At 76.5% G+C, this 15,220-nt stretch carries 17 protein-coding genes; 12 read left to right on the forward strand and 5 right to left on the reverse strand.

Annotated features, from left to right (window positions below; translation table 11 throughout):
• Positions 1 to 11: 11 nt before the first annotated feature.
• From CLT72_RS33100 to CLT72_RS26350, 5 genes are all read left to right on the forward strand, one after another.
• Positions 12 to 1,040, forward strand: a complete 1,029-nt coding sequence (locus CLT72_RS33100; RefSeq protein ID WP_396800358.1) for a SigE family RNA polymerase sigma factor — start codon at positions 12 to 14, stop codon at positions 1,038 to 1,040.
• A complete protein-coding gene (locus tag CLT72_RS26335) occupies positions 1,037 to 2,311 on the forward strand; it encodes a hypothetical protein (RefSeq protein ID WP_101414049.1) in 1,275 nt (424 codons plus the stop codon). The genes CLT72_RS33100 and CLT72_RS26335 overlap by 4 nt, the downstream gene beginning before the upstream one ends.
• A gap of 36 nt (positions 2,312 to 2,347) precedes the next feature.
• Entirely contained in the window at positions 2,348 to 3,214 is an 867-nt protein-coding gene (locus tag CLT72_RS26340; RefSeq protein ID WP_101414050.1) for a PHP domain-containing protein, read from the forward strand.
• Between the two features lie 40 nt (positions 3,215 to 3,254).
• Positions 3,255 to 3,869, forward strand: coding sequence for a MarC family protein (locus tag CLT72_RS26345; protein ID WP_101414051.1), 615 nt, complete (start codon positions 3,255 to 3,257; stop codon positions 3,867 to 3,869).
• A gap of 138 nt (positions 3,870 to 4,007) precedes the next feature.
• A complete protein-coding gene (locus CLT72_RS26350) occupies positions 4,008 to 4,850 on the forward strand; it encodes a PD-(D/E)XK nuclease family protein (RefSeq protein WP_101415401.1) in 843 nt (280 codons plus the stop codon).
• A 106-nt stretch (positions 4,851 to 4,956) separates the two neighbouring features.
• Here CLT72_RS26350 and CLT72_RS26355 read toward each other — a convergent pair whose 3' ends face one another.
• Both CLT72_RS26355 and CLT72_RS26360 read right to left on the reverse strand, forming a co-directional pair.
• A complete protein-coding gene (locus tag CLT72_RS26355; protein WP_101414052.1) occupies positions 4,957 to 5,814 on the reverse strand; it encodes an oxygenase MpaB family protein in 858 nt (285 codons plus the stop codon).
• Between the two features lie 54 nt (positions 5,815 to 5,868).
• Positions 5,869 to 6,297, reverse strand: a complete 429-nt coding sequence (locus CLT72_RS26360) for a Fur family transcriptional regulator (protein ID WP_101414053.1) — start codon at positions 6,295 to 6,297, stop codon at positions 5,869 to 5,871.
• Positions 6,298 to 6,538: 241 nt separating this feature from the next.
• On the opposite strand from CLT72_RS26360, the gene CLT72_RS26365 reads away from it, so the two are divergent.
• Positions 6,539 to 7,021: a DUF2231 domain-containing protein gene (locus CLT72_RS26365; RefSeq protein WP_101415402.1), complete on the forward strand. Its 483-nt coding sequence runs from the start codon at positions 6,539 to 6,541 to the stop codon at positions 7,019 to 7,021.
• Positions 7,022 to 7,063: 42 nt separating this feature from the next.
• On the opposite strand, the gene CLT72_RS26370 is transcribed toward CLT72_RS26365, so the two are convergent.
• Positions 7,064 to 7,402, reverse strand: a complete 339-nt coding sequence (locus tag CLT72_RS26370) for a hypothetical protein (protein ID WP_101414054.1) — start codon at positions 7,400 to 7,402, stop codon at positions 7,064 to 7,066.
• A 96-nt stretch (positions 7,403 to 7,498) separates the two neighbouring features.
• On the opposite strand from CLT72_RS26370, the gene CLT72_RS26375 reads away from it, so the two are divergent.
• Entirely contained in the window at positions 7,499 to 7,693 is a 195-nt protein-coding gene (locus tag CLT72_RS26375) for a hypothetical protein (RefSeq protein ID WP_089002131.1), read from the forward strand.
• Positions 7,694 to 7,715: 22 nt separating this feature from the next.
• On the opposite strand, the gene CLT72_RS26380 is transcribed toward CLT72_RS26375, so the two are convergent.
• A complete protein-coding gene (locus CLT72_RS26380; RefSeq protein ID WP_101414055.1) occupies positions 7,716 to 8,090 on the reverse strand; it encodes an FmdB family zinc ribbon protein in 375 nt (124 codons plus the stop codon).
• Between the two features lie 62 nt (positions 8,091 to 8,152).
• Complete coding sequence (locus tag CLT72_RS26385; protein WP_101414056.1) at positions 8,153 to 8,809, reverse strand: 5-formyltetrahydrofolate cyclo-ligase; 657 nt, start codon at positions 8,807 to 8,809, stop codon at positions 8,153 to 8,155.
• An 85-nt stretch (positions 8,810 to 8,894) separates the two neighbouring features.
• On the opposite strand from CLT72_RS26385, the gene CLT72_RS26390 reads away from it, so the two are divergent.
• The 5 genes from CLT72_RS26390 (at position 8,895) to sepX (ending at position 15,153) form a co-directional block, all read left to right on the forward strand.
• Positions 8,895 to 11,153: a diguanylate cyclase gene (locus CLT72_RS26390; RefSeq protein ID WP_199184650.1), complete on the forward strand. Its 2,259-nt coding sequence runs from the start codon at positions 8,895 to 8,897 to the stop codon at positions 11,151 to 11,153.
• 9 nt (positions 11,154 to 11,162) lie between these two features.
• Positions 11,163 to 12,125, forward strand: coding sequence for a UTP--glucose-1-phosphate uridylyltransferase (locus tag CLT72_RS26395; RefSeq protein WP_101414057.1), 963 nt, complete (start codon positions 11,163 to 11,165; stop codon positions 12,123 to 12,125).
• Positions 12,122 to 13,435, forward strand: coding sequence for a molybdopterin molybdotransferase MoeA (locus CLT72_RS26400; RefSeq protein ID WP_101414058.1), 1,314 nt, complete (start codon positions 12,122 to 12,124; stop codon positions 13,433 to 13,435). The genes CLT72_RS26395 and CLT72_RS26400 overlap by 4 nt, the downstream gene beginning before the upstream one ends.
• Positions 13,436 to 13,532: 97 nt before the next feature.
• A complete protein-coding gene (locus tag CLT72_RS26405; RefSeq protein ID WP_101415404.1) occupies positions 13,533 to 14,183 on the forward strand; it encodes a GNAT family N-acetyltransferase in 651 nt (216 codons plus the stop codon).
• 178 nt (positions 14,184 to 14,361) lie between these two features.
• Complete coding sequence (sepX, locus tag CLT72_RS26410) at positions 14,362 to 15,153, forward strand: divisome protein SepX/GlpR (protein WP_199184651.1); 792 nt, start codon at positions 14,362 to 14,364, stop codon at positions 15,151 to 15,153.
• Positions 15,154 to 15,220 lie beyond the last annotated feature (67 nt).

Below are 15,220 nucleotides of genomic sequence, written 5' to 3' on the forward strand. Positions count from 1 at the left end.
GGTGGCCGGTGGTGGGCAGGGATCCCCTGGAGGAGGAGTTCCGCGACTTCGTCGCGGCCCGCTCCAGCGCCCTGCTGCGCACCGCCTACCTGCTCAGCGGTGACTGGGCCACCGCCGAGGACCTGCTGCAGACCTCGTTGACCAAGACCTACCTGGCCTGGAAGCGGCTCGGCGGGATCGAGGCGATCGAGCCGTACGCCCGCCGGGTCATGATCAACACATCGACGAGCTGGTGGCGCCGCCGCTGGCACGGCGAACGCCCCACCGAGGTGCTGCCCGAGCGGGCCGGGGTCGACGAGATCGAGCAGCAGCTCGACCGGGACCTGCTCTGGCGCCACCTGAGCGCGCTGCCCAGCCGGCAGCGGGCGGTGCTCGTGCTGCGCTTCTACGAGGACATGTCCGAGGCGCAGACCGCCGCCCTGCTCGGCATCTCGCCTGGCACGGTCAAGAGCCAGACCTCGCGCGCCCTGGGCACCCTGCGCCGCCGGATGGGCGCCGAGGCCGTCCTCGACCTGCCCGCCGGGACCGACCCGGCCCGGCACGACGGCACGCACGCGTCGGCCCACGGCGGCGCCGGTCGTCCCGTCCCGGCGCACGGCGGCCCGGAACCTGCCGCCCACGCCACCGGCGGGACCGGTCGCGCCCCGGCGCCCGGCGGTGTCGGCCGTCCCGCACCGATCCGTCCGTCGACGGCCTACGGGGCCCCGACGATGGTGGTGGGGGAGGACGCCGCGGCCGTGGTCGCGGCGACGAACGCCCCACCGACCACCGTGGGCGGCCCGGACGCCACCCCGGGCAGGAGCGGAAACACCCTCTCCGTTCCCGACGGCCCCGCGACCGGCCTTCCGATCCGGGCCGCCGGTCCCGCCTCGGACGCCGCGGGCGGCCCGCCTCCCGCCGAACCGGCCGACGAGTCGGCGGGCGATCCGGTGCCCGTGGCATCGGGGGCGCGGGCCGGGGCCGGGCCGGCGCCGCGTACGGGCGGCGAGGGGCGACCCGGGCGACCGGCGGCCCGCACCGGCTCCGGAGAGCACCGGTGAGCCGTCCGGCCGGCCAGGGTGACAACCGGCCCGACGGCCCGACGCGTCCATTCGCCGTGACCCAGGACGAGCTGGAGCAGGCGGTACGGGAGGCGTTCGCCCGCCGGGTGGCCGTCGCGCGCCCGCTCGTCGCCGATCCGGCGGGGCTGGCGATCCGCCGGGCCGACCGGTCCCGGCGCCGGCGGACGCTGACCGGGATCGCCCTCGCCGCCGTGGCCACCGTGACGGTCAGCGCCGGAATGGCGCAGCTGGGGCAGCAGCCCGGGCGGCCCACCCACCCCACGGTGGTGCTCGGCGACCCGTACGCCTCGCCGCTGGCGGACCCGACCCCGCAGCTGTCGGCCGCCCCGCAGCCCGACGTGGGGCGCGGCGAGGTGGATCTCATCCTCGCCGACGTCCTGGTCACCGCCGACGGTCAGCGGCTCGCCCTGCCCGACGTGGGCCGGGCCGCCGAGCGCGCCCAGCGGCTGCCCGACCGGGCCGGCTGGGCGGTGGTGGGCGCGCCGACGGCGGCCGGTCGCTCGCTGTGGGTCGTGCAGCCGCAGGGCGCGGCACACCTGCTCCTGGCCGGGGCGCGGGACATCGTCCTCAGCCCCGACGGCCGGCAGGTCGCCTGGCGGGAGGGGACGGAGCTGGTCGCCGCGGGCATCGTCGGCACCCAGGTCGTCGCCGCCGCCCGGACCCCGGTGCCCAGCACCGCGGTGCCGGTCGGCTTCGCCGGCGACACCGTCCTGGTCCGACTCGACCCGGCGCGCGCCGGCCACGCCCTGTGGCGCCCGGCGGCGGGCCCACCGCGCGGGGCGGGCGACGCCGCCCTGCACGTCTACGCGACGCGCCCCGACGGCCTGGCGGTCGCGCTGGTGTCCGCCGGAACCCCCCGCCGGCCCTGCCTCGCCCTGCTCGACCCGGCCCGCGACCTCGCGCCGGTACGGACGGGCTGCGGGCCGACGCTGACCGTCGCCGGCGCCGGCGCGGTCTCCGCCGACGGGCGGTGGCTCCTGGCCAACGGCAGGGCGGGCGGGCAGGACCGGGCGTTGCTGGTCGACCTGGACCGGCTCGCCGCACCGGCGGCCCGCCCCGCCGGTCCGCCCGCTGCCGGGCCGGTGGTCTGGACGCCGCAGGGCACGGCCCACTATTCCGACACCTCCGGCGCCCTGGTGCGGGTCGAGGTGGGCCGGGTGCTCGACGGCGAGGCGGCCCTGCCCGCGCCCGTGACCGGCCTGCCCGCCGGGGGACGCCCGGTGCCGGTGGGCGGCGAGGGCCCCTCCTGAGCGCACCCGCGCGCCCCGGGCGGTAGCGTCGGGCCGATGAGCCCGGCACCGCGGATCGACCTGCACACCCACTCCACCGCCAGCGACGGCACGCTCGGCCCGGCCGAGCTGGTACGGGCGGCGGCGGAGTCGGGGCTGGACGTGGTGGCGATCACCGACCACGACACCACGGCCGGCTGGGCGCCCGCACTGGCGGCGCTGCCCGCCGGGCTCAGCCTGGTCCGGGGCGCGGAACTCTCCTGCCGCTGGTACGGCGAGGAACCGCCGGTGCCGCTGCACCTGCTGGCGTACCTGTTCGATCCGGACATGCCGGAACTCGTGGCGGAGCTGGCCCGGGTGCGGGCCGCCCGGGAGGAGCGGGGCGAGCGGATCGTGGCGCTGCTGCGGGCCGACGGGATCGACGTGAGCTGGTCCGAGATCCTGGCCGGCGCGGCCGGCGGGACCGTGGGCCGGCCGCACATCGCGCAGGCGCTGATCCGGGCCGGCCTGGTGACCACGACGACGGAGGCGTTCGGGCCGGACTGGCTGGGCGAGCGCTACCGGCTGCCCAAGGAGGACATCGACGTCTTCCGCGCGGTCCGGCTCGTGCGCGCGGCGGGCGGCGTGCCCGTGTTCGCCCACCCCAGGGCCAGCCGGCGGGGGCGGATCGTGCCCGACGAGCTGATCGCCGACCTGGCCGCGATCGGGCTGGCGGGGCTGGAGGCCGACCACGAGGACCACTCGCCGGCCGAACGGGCACACGTCCGGGCCCTGGCCGACGAGCTGGGCCTGCTGGTGACCGGCTCGTCGGACTTCCACGGCACGCACAAGACCGTCCGGCTCGGCGCGTTCACCACCGACCCGGAGGCGTACGAGCGGATCGTCGCCGAGGCGCGCGGGGTGACCGAGGTCGCTTCCGGCTGATCCGCGTTTCCGTCTCCGGTCGCGCGGCTACGTTGATCACGTGGATGCCAAGCTGTTCGGCGAGGTCTTCGTGACCCTGCTGGTGATCGTCGACCCACCGGGCATGATGCCCATCTTCCTGGCGCTGACCGGCCCCCTGACGGCGCGGGACCGCAACCGGGCGGCCTGGCAGGCCGTCGCCCTGGCACTGGGCGTGATCGTGATCTTCGCGGTGGCGGGGCAGACGCTGCTCGACTACCTGCACGTGGACCTGCCGGCCCTCCAGGCCGCCGGCGGGCTGCTGCTCATCCTGGTGGCGCTGGAGCTGCTGACCGGCAAGGCCGACGACCCGAGCCAGCAGGTCACCTCGAACATCGCCCTGGTGCCGCTGGGTACGCCGCTGCTGGCCGGTCCCGGCGCCATCGTGGCCACCATGCTCTTCGTCCAGCAGGCCGACGGCGGGGCGGACGTCACGGCCATCGCCGCCGCGATCGTGGCCGTGATGCTCACCGTGTGGGTCGTGCTCCGGTTCTCCGGCGGGATCGTCAAGATCCTGCGTCCCGGTGGGATCGAGGTGCTGACGCGGATCGCCGGCCTGCTGCTGGCCGCGATCGCGGTGCAGCTCATCGCGGACGCGGTGGCCGCGTTCGTGACCCAGTACGCCGACATGACCTGACCGGCGGCCGGTTCCGTCGGGGGTGGATGGCAGGATCGCGGTGTGCGACGAGCCTCTTCAGCGGGACGGTCCTCCACCGGCGGCGGCCGGGCGCCCCGGCAGCGCGGCGAGCAGCCCGAGCAGCTCGGCTTCGAGGGCATGCCGGAACGGCTCTTCGTCTGCACCCCCAGCAAGCTGGGCGCCTACGCCGACTGTCCCCGGCGCTACCGCTACTCCTACGTCGACCGTCCGGCCCCGCAGAAGGGCCCGCCGTGGGCGCACAACTCCCTCGGCGCGAGCGTGCACACCGCCCTGAAGAACTGGTATGCGCTGAGCCCCGAGCGGCGCCGGCCGGAGGCCCTCGCCGCGTTGCTCAAGGGCACCTGGGTGCGCGAGGGCTACCGCGACGACGAGCAGGAGCGGGCGGCCTACCGCCGGGCCCTGGGCTGGCTGGAGTCCTACGTCGAGACCCTGGAGCCCGGCGTCGACCCGCTCGGCGTGGAGCGCGTCGTGGCGGTCAAGACCGCCGTGCTGGCCTTCAACGGCCGGGCCGACCGGATCGACTCCCGCCCCGGGCCCGACGGCCCGGAGCTGGTGATCGTCGACTACAAGACGGGCCGCACCGGGCTGGACGCCGACGACGCGCGCGGCTCGCAGGCGCTGGCGCTCTACGCGTACGCCGCCGAGCGGGTGTTCCGCCGGCAGTGCCGCCGGGTGGAGCTGCACCACCTGCCGACGGGCACCGTGGCCGCGCACGAGCACACGGCGGAGTCCCTGGCCCGGCAGCTCACCCGGGCGGAGGAGACCGCCCGCGACATCATGGCCGCCGAGCGGGCGGTGGCCGACGGGGCGGACCCCGACGACGCGTTCCCGACCACGCCCGGCCCGCGCTGCGGCTGGTGCGACTACCGGCGCACCTGCCCCGTGGGGGCGCAGGCCCCGGGCAAGGAGCCGTGGGCGGCCGTCGAGCGCGTCGCCGAGCCGGTGCCCGGCCAGGACTGAGCGGCCCGGCACGCCCGAGTCGGCAGCCGCCCGGCCGCGCCTGATCACGCACCGCCCCCGACGCTCGTCGTCGGCGGTGAGCGGCCCGACCCGCCCCGGGTCGCCCTCAGGCCGGCGTGCCGGTGAGCCGGGCGGCGCGTTCCTTGGCGGCCTGCTGCAACGGGCCCTCCCGCCACCGGCGGGGCAACGTGGCGAGGGTCAGCCGCAGCGCCCGGACGCTCAGGTCGGCGGAGAGCGCGGTCGTGGGCAGGCCCAGCCCGCCGTACATCCGCCGGGCCCAGGCCGGCAGCAGCGCCAGGGCGGTGCCGGCGATGCCGAAGTACGCCCAGCGGGGCGGCCCGAGGTTGAGCCCGATCCGGGCGGGCAGGCTGAGCTTCCACGGGATCGGCGGCGCGGTGAGGAAGAGCGCCGTCTCGGCCGCCTCGCGGGTCATCCGCAGTTCGGGGCGGACCCGCCGGTAGTAGTCGGCCACCTCGGCGGCGGTGCCGGGGACGGTCTCCGGGTCGAGGCCGACCAGGGCGGCCGAGCGCCGCTGCTCGGTGTAGTAGCCGTCGACCTCGTCGGCGGTCAACGGCAGCCCGGCCCGGCGGGCCGTGTCGAGGAACGACTCGACCTCGGTGACGTGCACCCAGCGCAGCAGGTCGGGGTCGTCGACGCGGAACTCCTCCCCGGTGAACAGGTCGGTGGCCCGCAGGCGGGCGTGCCGGCGGCGTACGCGCAGCCCGGCGGCCTCCGCCTCGGCGGTGGTGCCGTAGATGGTGGTGCCCACGTAGGTGGCGGTGCGCACCAGGCGGCCCCAGGCGTCGGAACGGTAGTTGCTGTTCTGGGCGACCCCGGCCATGGCCCGGGGATGCAGCGACTGGAGATAGAGCGAACGCAGGCCGGCGACGATCAGGATCGGCTCCTCGTGCACCTTCCACGTGACCGAACCCGGACCGAAGAGGCCGAGGTCATCGGAGTCCACCGGCCAAGCGTGCCACGCCCGCCCGCCGCCCGCCGCGCGGAGGGCCGCCGGGCGTCAGTCGTCGGCGGAGCGGCGGGCCTGGCAGGTGGGGCAGAGGCCCCAGAACGTCACTTCCGCCTCGTCGACCTCGAACCCGTGGGCGATGTCCGGGTCCAGGCAGGGCGCGCTGCCGACCGCGCAGTCGACGTCGGCGATCTCGCCGCAGCCCCGGCAGACGACGTGGTGGTGGTTGTCCCCGGCCCGGGCCTCGTAGCGGGCGGGACTGCCGGCCGGCTCGATGCGGCGGGACAGCCCGGCCCGCGACAGGGCACCCAGCACGTCGTAGACCGCCTGGGTGGAGACCGAGTCGAGGCGTTCGCGGACCCGGCGGGTGATCTCGTCGACCTCCAGGTGACCGCCGGCGGCCAGCACGTCGAGCACGGCGAGGCGCGGCCGGGTGACCCGCAGGCCCCTCGACCGGAGCAGTTCCTCACCACCGGGCATCTGCCAATGACAGCACGCGGCCCGGAGCGCGACAACCGGCCTCCGCGGCAGCGTGGCGCCGGCCACAGCCCGGTCGCCCGGCAGGCCGCACCGGGCGGGGCGCCGCCGCCCGGGCGGTGGCAGTGGGGCAGTGGTGAACCGGACCGGCCCCACGCACGTGTTCCCGGTCGAGACGATCTGGGCGGGCCCGCCGGCGCACCGTACGCTGGCAGCCCGCGACCGCGTACCGCCGGAGGTGTGGATGTTCAAGGAGATCCTGGGTCTGCCGGCCCACGTGCTGGTGGTGCACGCGGTCGTCGTGCTCGTGCCGCTGCTGGCCCTGCTCTCCGCCGCGTACGTGGCGCTGCCGCGGTTCCGGGCGCGGCTGGACTGGGCGGTGGCGATCCTCGCCGTGGTGGCGCCGGTGTCGGCCTTCGTCGCCGTCGAGTCGGGGGAGGAGTTGACCGACGCGTTCCTCGCCCGGGGCATGCAGGGCCCGATCGTGGAGCAGATCTTCACGCACTCGCGCTACGGCGACATCCTGTTCCGCTGGGTGCTGCCGCTGGCCGTGGCGTCGTTGCTGCTGCTGTTCGTGACGAGCGGGCACCGGCGGGTGCCGAAGCTGCCGTCCTGGGCGACCCCGGTGCTGTCGGTCGTGGTGGTGGCGCTCGGCGTCGTCAGCCTCGTCTACGTCTATCTGACCGGGCACTCCGGGGCCGAGGCGGTCTGGGGCAACACCCTCTGACGTCCCGCCGGCGGCGCCGGTCCGCCAGCGGCCCGTGCCCGGTCAGAACACGAGCCGGGAGCAGAGCACGCAGACGAGGATCACCAGCACCACGGCGGCCACCGTGCCCACGCCGTACGTGAGCCGCTGGGCCCGCTGCTCGGCCGCGTCGAGTTCCGCCATGTCCTGCGGCGGCAGTCGCCGGGGCGGTGGCGGTCGCAGGTGCACCGGCGGGCGCCACCCGGCCGGGGGCGGGGTGGTCGCGGGCGGGCCCGCGTAGCCGCTCCCCCGCACCGGGGGCGACGCGGCCGATCCCGCCGGCGCGCCCGTGGGCCGCTCGGGCGAGGCGTCGGGGCGCCGCCAGTACTCGTCCGGGGCGCCGCCGGAGGTGGGGGTCGTCACGCCGTCCGACGCTACCAACGCCGTGGCCCGCCGACCCGTCGGACGCGTCGGCCCGGCGGTTCGTCGCCGGTCCCGCCGGTGACGGCTGCGCTAGTCTTGCCGCTCGTGAGCATCACCGAGGATCCGGGCACCCCGGCGGTACGCGGCGACGACGACCGCACGGTCGACCTCAGCGACGACTTCGTGGTGCTGCCCGAGCAGACCGCCGACGACACCGACCGGGGGTGGGGCGAGCGCTCCGGCGGCAACGACGACTGGCTGCTCGCGGAGCGCCCCCCGCACTGGGACTGACCCGGCCCACCCGTGGGGTGGGTCAGGAGGCGCTGGTGCTGGCGGCCGGGGTCTTGCCCCCGCCGCCGGAGGAGCCGCCCGCGCCCGCCGACGAGGACGAGCCCGCCGACGAGGACGAGCCCGTCGACGACGAGCCGGTCGAGCCGGAGTCGCCGCCGGAGGACGATTCCGACTTCGCCGGCTTGGCGGCGGCGCCGCTGTTCGCGGTGTCCGAGCCGGACGAGCGCGAGTCCGTACGGTAGAAGCCCGACCCCTTGAACACGATGCCGACGGAGTTGAAGACCTTCCGCAGCCGTCCCTCACACGCCGGGCACTCGGTCAGCGGCGAGTCGGAGAAGGACTGCACCGCCTCGAGCTGGTGACCGCACGCGGTGCAGGCGTACTGGTACGTGGGCACGTTCTCCTCCGGATCTGGACACGGCCGGTTGGCACTCGACGTATTCGAGTGCCAATGGTGCGTCATCGCCCCCGGATTCGTCCAGCGGAAGTGTGGTCCGTGACACCCGGGGCGGCGTCCAGCGTACGCAGCCCCTCGGCGGGCGTGACGACCGCGCGTACCGGCCGGTCGTGCGGCTCGGCGGGCAGCGCCGCCACCAGCTCGCCGTCGTGCAGCGGCACCACGGTCAGGGTGGCCGCCGGCACCCGGGCCAGCGCCCGGTCGTACGAGCCGCCGCCCCGACCCAGCCGCCGCCCCCGACGGTCCACGGCCAGCGCCGGCACCACCACCAGCGCCGCCCCGGCGACCGCCGCCCGGCCCAGTCGCGGCCCCGCCGGCTCGCGCATCCCCCGCCCGGCGGCCACCAGGTCGTCCGGCCCGCTCCAGGCCGCCCAGTCGAGGTCGAGGTCGTCGCGGAGCACCGGCAGCAGCAACTCCCCGCCCGGCGGCAGCGCCGCGTGCAGCACCGCCGGCAGGTCGGGCCCGCCCGGCTCGGAGCCGACCGGCACGTACGCCGTCATCCTCGGTGGGCGCAACCGGCGTACGAGAGCCACCAGCTCGGCCTGGACGCGCCCGGCGGCGGCGGCCCGCTGCGGCGCGCCCAGCGCCCGGCGGCGCGCGAGCACGGCGGCGCGCGCATCCCGCTTCGCCCCTTCCGCTCCATGAGAAAAATCGGGCACGCAACACTCCTGACGCAACGCTTGTCACCTGGTGGCTCTGTGTCAGCATCGCAAGCAACGGCGGCGGAACTTCCGGGGGGACCGAGTGACGCTACGCGGGCGGTTGACCACAGCCTTCCTGGCGGTGGCGCTCGGCCCGGTGGTGCTCGGGGTGATGTTCGTCGGGGCGACCGTGGCGGCGGTCGACTCCAGCCGCTCGACCGAGCGGTTGGCGGTGGCCGCCGCGACCGTGCGCACCTCGGTCGCCGCCCTCTGCCAGCAGTTGCGGGCCGCCGCCGACGCGGTCGCCCTGACCAGTGACCGACCGGCCGCCGCGACCCAGGCCGTCCGCCGCAACCTGGCCGCCGCCGTGCGGGTCACCGACGTCGCCGGCCGGGTCACCTACGCCACGCCCCGCGGCCCCGCCGAGCCGTGGCGCGACTGCGCCGGCCCGCCGGTCGCCGGGCCGGTGCGGGCGCTCGCGGCCCGAGCCGACCTGCACGACCGGGCCGGCGGGCCGCTGGGCGCGGTCACCGCCGCGCAGCCGGTCGACCCGGCGTTCGTGGCGCGCCTCGCGGCCGTGACGGGGGTGGCGGTCACCCTGCTCGACGACGCCTCGGCGCCCGTCCGGCTCGCCCACAGCACCGAGTCGACCGCCGTACGCGACGCCGTGCTCGCCGCCGCCGGCACGCTGCACGGCGAGCGGGTCACCGAGACGCCCGACGGCCGGTACGTCCGGCGGGTCGGCCCGTCCTCCGGGCAGCCCCTGCCGCTGGTGCTCTCGGTGCCCAGCGAACGCCCCCGGGGGCTGTACGTCGCACTGGGCTCGGCGGTGCTGGTGGCCACCCTGCTGGCCCTGGTGGTCGCCTGGCGGCTGGCCCGGGTGACGACCCGCCCGCTGGTCGAGCTGGCCGGCGCGGTGGACCGGGTGGCGCGCGGCGACCTGACCGCCCGGGTGCCGGTGCGCAGCCGGGACGAGATCGGCCGGCTGGCCGGCGCCTTCAACCGGATGACCCGCGAGACGGGCACCTACGTGGCGGCGCTGACCAGCAGCCGGGACCAGCTGCGCGGGCACCTCGCCGTGCTGGGGGACACCCTCGCCAGCACACACGACCTGCAACGCATCCTGCGGGTGATCCTGCACAGCGCGATCGCCGCGACCGGCGCCCGGGCCGGCGCGGTGCTGCTCGTCGACGACGGCGGGGTGCTCGTCGCGCAGTGCACCGAGGGGCTGGCGGAGGCCGGGGCGGCGGACGAGGGGTCGGGGCCGTTGCGGGTGCCGCTGGGCAGCGGCGTGGTGGGCGCGGTCGCGGCCACCGGGGAGCCGCGCCGGGGCCGGGTGGAGCCGTCCGCCGCGCCGCCCGGGGAGCCGGTCTGCCGCACGTACATCGCGGTGCCGTTCGCCGCCCCCGGCCCGACCGACGCGACCGCCCGCGACTCCTCGTCCCTCCGCCCCGGGCCGGAGCCCGCCGTCCCCACCGGTGCGCTCGGCGTGCTGGCCCTCTACGACCGGCTCGGCGCGGACGAGTTCGACGACGACGACCTCGTCACGCTGCGCACCTTCGCCGGTCACGCCGCCGTGGCGGTCGACAACGTCCGGGTGCACGAGGAGGCGCAGCGGCTCTCGCTGACCGATCCGCTCACCGGCCTGTGGAACTACCGCTACCTGCGGGAGTCGATCCGCCGGGAGGTCGAGCGGGCGACCCGGTTCGGCCGGATGCTGAGCGTCCTCGCCCTCGACCTGGACCGGTTCAAGGCCGTCAACGACACCTACGGGCACGCGGCCGGCGACGCCGTGCTGGCCGAGTTCGCCCGGCGGGTGCGCGGCGAGATCCGCGAGGTCGACCTCGCCTTCCGGCAGGGCGGCGAGGAGTTCGTGCTGCTGCTGCCGGAGACCGACGCCCGGGGCGCGGCGATCGTCGCGGAGCGGCTCGGCGCGGCGGTCCGCGACGCCCCGATCGCCGCCGGTGGGCACGGCGGCGCGGCCGTGGCCATCGGAGTCACCGTCTCCATCGGCATCGCCGTGCACCCCGACCACGGCGGCACCGGCCAGCAGGTGCTGGACGCCGCCGACGACGCGCTCTACGCCGCGAAGGCGGCCGGCCGGGACACCTGGCGCATCGCCGAGGAGCGGGCGGGTCCACCGGCGCGGGAGATCCCCGTCCCGGCCGCGGCGGTGACCCCCGAGGACGGGATGCCGCGCGCCGGCGCCCCCCGCCAGCCGGTGCGGGCCCACCCCGAACCGGCCGATCCCGTCGACACCACCGCGGGGAGCGAGCCGGCCGCGCCCGACCCGGTGCGGCCCGGTCCCTGCGGCGGCGCGTCTTCCGGTCCTCACCCTCCACGACAGAGCCGTGGCCGATAGTCTCGCGACATGTCGGAGCACTCAGCGAACCCCTCAACGGCGACCGCCGCAACCGGTCGCTCCCGCGCGGTCAAGGCCGTCATCCCGGCGGCCGGTCTGGCCACCCGGTTCCTGCCGGCCACGAAGGCGGTGCCCAAGGAGCTGCTCCCGGTGGTCGACCGCCCGGTGTTGCAGTACATCGTCGAGGAGGCCACCCAGGCCGGCATCGGTGACGTCCTGCTGATCACGGGCCGGGGCAAGACCTCGATGGTCGACCACTTCGACCGCCGCCCCGACCTGGAGGCGCGGCTGGAGGCGAAGGGCGACGCCGAGCGGCTGGCCGCCGTACGCGGCCCCAGCGAACTGGCCGAGATCTACACCTGCCGCCAGCCCGAGCAGCTCGGCCTGGGCCACGCCGTCGGCTACGCCGAGTCGCACGTCGGCGGCCAGCCCTTCGCGGTGCTGCTGGGCGACGAGTTCGTCAAGCCCGCCGAGCCGCTGCTGCCGGCCATGCTGGAGCTCCAGGCGCGCACCGGCGGCGTGGTGCTGGCCTTCTTCGAGGTCGACCCGGCCGAGACGAAGCGCTACGGCATCGCCTCGGTGGAGCCGGCGGAGGCGGAGCTGACCGACATCGGCGAGGTCGTCCGGGTCACCGGCATGGTGGAGAAGCCCAAGCCGGAGGACGCGCCGAGCAACCTCGCTGTGCTGGGCCGCTACGTGCTGCCGGCCAGCATCTTCGACGCGATCCGGCGGACGGAGCCGGGCAGCGGCGGGGAGATCCAGCTCACCGACGCGATGGAGTTGCTGCGCAACGAGGGCACGCCGGTGCACGCGATCGTCTACCGCGGCACCCGCTACGACACCGGCATGCCGCTGGGCTACCTCCAGACCGTGGTGCAGATCGCCGCCGAGCGCGACGACCTCGGCGCCGAGTTCCGCAAGTGGCTGGCCGAGTTCGTCAACACCGACGCGTCGGGCGTGACTGGTACATGACAGCGTCGGCCGACGCCGAGGCGGCCGCGAACGAGTTGACGCCGCTCGCCGACTACCTGGGCAGCGTGCTGCGCAGGTTACGCGCGCTGCCTCCGCTCGACCTCGACCTCACCCAGGCGCACGGCAACGTCCTCGCCGAGGACGTCGTCGCGCCGCACTCCTTCCCGGCCTTCGACCAGTCGGCCGTGGACGGGTACGCGGCCCGCTGGGAGGACATCTCCGGAGGCGGTCGGGGCGTGGGTTACGTCCCGTCCCAGTCCGGCGGGCCGGGCGGGCGCACCGTCCGGCTCAACGTCGTCGGCGACCTCGGCGCGGCGAGTTGGCGGCCGGTCCGGCTCACCCCGGGCGCCTGCTTCTCCGTCGCCGCCGGGGCGCCGCTGCCGCTCGCCGCGGACGTGGTCGTCCCGGTCGAGTGGACCGACCAGGGCATGGCCGCGGTGGAGATCTTCCGCGTCCCCAAACGGGGGTACGGGGTGCGCCGGGCCGGCGAGGAACTGCCCGCCGGCACCCTGCTGGCCCGGGCCGGCACCTACGTGTCGCCGGCGCTGGTGGCGGTCTTCGCCGCCACCGGCATCGGGCACGTCGTGGTCCGGCCCAGCCCCCGGGTGGTCATCGTGGCCACCGGCGACGAGCTGGTCGACGTGGGCCGGGGCAGCCAGCCCGGCCAGACCGTCGACGCCAACTCGCACGCGCTGACGGCCGCCGCAGCCGAGGTGGGGGCCCTCGCGTACCGGGTGGGCATCTGCGACGACGATCCGGAAGGGCTGCGCGGGCTGCTGGAGGACCAGACGCTGCGCGCCGACCTGATCATCACCACGGGGGGCACCGGCACCGGGCCGGGCGACATGGTGCGGCGGATCCTCTCCCGCCGGGAGGGCAGCCGGGCCGGCCCGGTCACCTTCACCGAGGTCGCGCTCTATCCCGGCACCTCGCTCGGCTTCGGCACGGTCGGCGCCGAGGAGGTGCCGGTGGTGTGCCTGCCCGGCGACACGGGCTCGGCCCTGATCGGCTTCGAGGTGCTGGCCCGCCCGGCGATCAACCTGCTGGCCGGGGCGGAACCGGTGTTCCGGCCCAGCGTCCGCGCGCACCTGCTGGAGACGATCTCGTCCCCGGTGGGGCTGCGCGAGTTCCGTCCCGCGCACGTCGCCGAGCGGCGCGGCGGCGGCTACACGGTGCAGCCGCTCAACGGTGGCCCGTACACCCTCTCGGGGCTGGCGGAGGCGAACGGGCTGATGGTGCTCGGCGAGCGGGTGACCACCGCGGCGGCCGGCTCCACGGTGGACGTCCTCCTGCTGGACCGGCGCCGGTGAGCGCGCGGAGCGTGCCCCCGGACGCGAGTGGGAGGGGCGGCCCGGCGGGCGTCGCCCGGGCATCGGTGTGTTCGATCGCGAGCGGAAGGTCTGGTCCGTGAGTCTGTTCGGGGTCGGGCGGGCGCCGAGGTGGCCGGCGGTGCTGACCGACGGGCCGGTGCTGCTGCGGCCCTACCGGCGTTCGGACGCCGCCGCCTGGTCGGAGGTGCGTCGCGCCAACCGGGAGTGGCTGGCGCCGTGGGAGTCGTCCATCCCCGGCAACTGGCACGAGCTGAACTCGCCGGCCGCGTTCCGCTGGGTGTACCGCGACCAGCGCCGCTCGGCGCGCATCGGCGAGGGAATGCCGTTCGCCGTCTGCCTGCGCCAGGGCGGCCGGGAGCGGCTGGTCGGCCACCTCAACGTGGGCAGCATCGTGCGGCGGGCGTTCTGCTCGGCGTACGTGGGCTACTGGGTGGACTCCCGGGTGGCCGGTCGCGGCGTCATCCCCACCGCGCTGGCGCTCGCGGTCGACCACGCGTTCGGCGAGGGCGGGCTGCACCGGGTCGAGGTGAACATCCGCCCCGAGAACCGGCCGTCCCGGCGGGTGGTGGAGAAGCTGGGGTTCCGCGAGGAGTCGTACCACGTGCGCTACATGCACATCGACGGTGCGTGGCGGGACCACATCGGATACGCGATGACCAGCGAGGAGGTCGCCGCCGAGGGAGGGCTGCTGGCCCGCTGGCACCGGGTCCGCGCCACCGCGGGGTGAGCCGTCCCACGCACGGGATCGGCGCGGCGCGTCAGCATCCGCGTCCACGGCCCGTAACCTCAAGTAACTGCAAGCTGTGGCAAGCGCTGCTCCATCCGTACGATCCGCGCATCGGACCACCATCGGTGGAAGATCCTGCGGCCGGGCGGTGGTTGCTCCGAATTCGGTGACGGGAGGGGTGAGGGTGCCGACCTCGGTGCTCCTCGCCGTCCTCGCCGCCGCCGGCCTGCTCGCCCTCGCCCCGGCGCTGGTTCGCCGGTACGACGCCACCGAGCGGCTGGTGGCGGAGCGGGCGCAGTCGACGGCGCGGGTGCTCCAGCGCCGCCGGCGGCGCCGTACTGTGCCGGGGCGCCGCCCGGTGCACCCGCCCCGTAGCCTCGTCATCACCCTCAGCGAGGATGTGGGCACCGGTGGGCTCTCCGCGCCCGTTTCCGCGCCCCCCGCCGCGCGCCGGTCGAAGCGGCTGCGCGCCGTGCCGCCGGCCCCCCGCAAGGGCCGCCGCCGGCCGCCGCCCCGCCGACAGCACGCCCCCGCCGTCTACCGGCGCCGCCGAGTGCTCGCCGCGCTGCTGCTGCTCAACTTCGTCGAGCTGATCGGCGTGGTCGTGGTCAGTCCCGGCTTCTGGATCGGCTTCGGGGTCACCGCCACCCTGCTGGTCGCGTACGTCGTACACCTGCGCAGGCTCGCCGTGGCCGATCGCCGGCGGCGGCGGGCCCGGGCCCGGGAGGCGGCGTGGCTGGCCGCCCGGCAGGCCGAGGTGCGGCGCGAGCAGGCCCGGCGCGCGGCGGCCCGCCGGGAGGCGCAGCGCCGCCTGGCGGCCCAGCGTGAGGTGGTACGCCGCGCCGCGATGGGCCTCGACCGGCCGGCGGACCTGCCGGCGGCGGCCAACGGCGGCTCCGTCTCCTACCGCCGCTCGGGTGGCCTGCGCGGCCGCCCCTACCAGTCCGGTCGCGGCTCCCACTCGGCCTGACGGCCGCTTCTGCGCCGCCGCCGAAGTACTCTTTGAGATCTTGGTGGCTGGCGGCCCCCCGGAGGGG

It is taken from the genome of Micromonospora sp. CNZ309 (assembly GCF_002846525.1).

Excerpts from the sequence above, each read along its gene's own strand:
- CLT72_RS26365 (WP_101415402.1), top strand. The coding sequence starts at position 6,539 with ATGTTCAAGGAGATCCTGGGTCTGCCGGCCCACGTGCTGGTGGTGCAC.
- CLT72_RS26395 (WP_101414057.1), top strand. The coding sequence starts at position 11,163 with ATGTCGGAGCACTCAGCGAACCCCTCAACGGCGACCGCCGCAACCGGT.
- CLT72_RS26360 (WP_101414053.1), bottom strand. The coding sequence starts at position 6,297 with ATGCCCGGTGGTGAGGAACTGCTCCGGTCGAGGGGCCTGCGGGTCACC.
- CLT72_RS26340 (WP_101414050.1), top strand. The coding sequence starts at position 2,348 with ATGAGCCCGGCACCGCGGATCGACCTGCACACCCACTCCACCGCCAGC.
- CLT72_RS26350 (WP_101415401.1), top strand. The coding sequence starts at position 4,008 with ATGCCGGAACGGCTCTTCGTCTGCACCCCCAGCAAGCTGGGCGCCTAC.
- CLT72_RS26400 (WP_101414058.1), top strand. The coding sequence starts at position 12,122 with ATGACAGCGTCGGCCGACGCCGAGGCGGCCGCGAACGAGTTGACGCCG.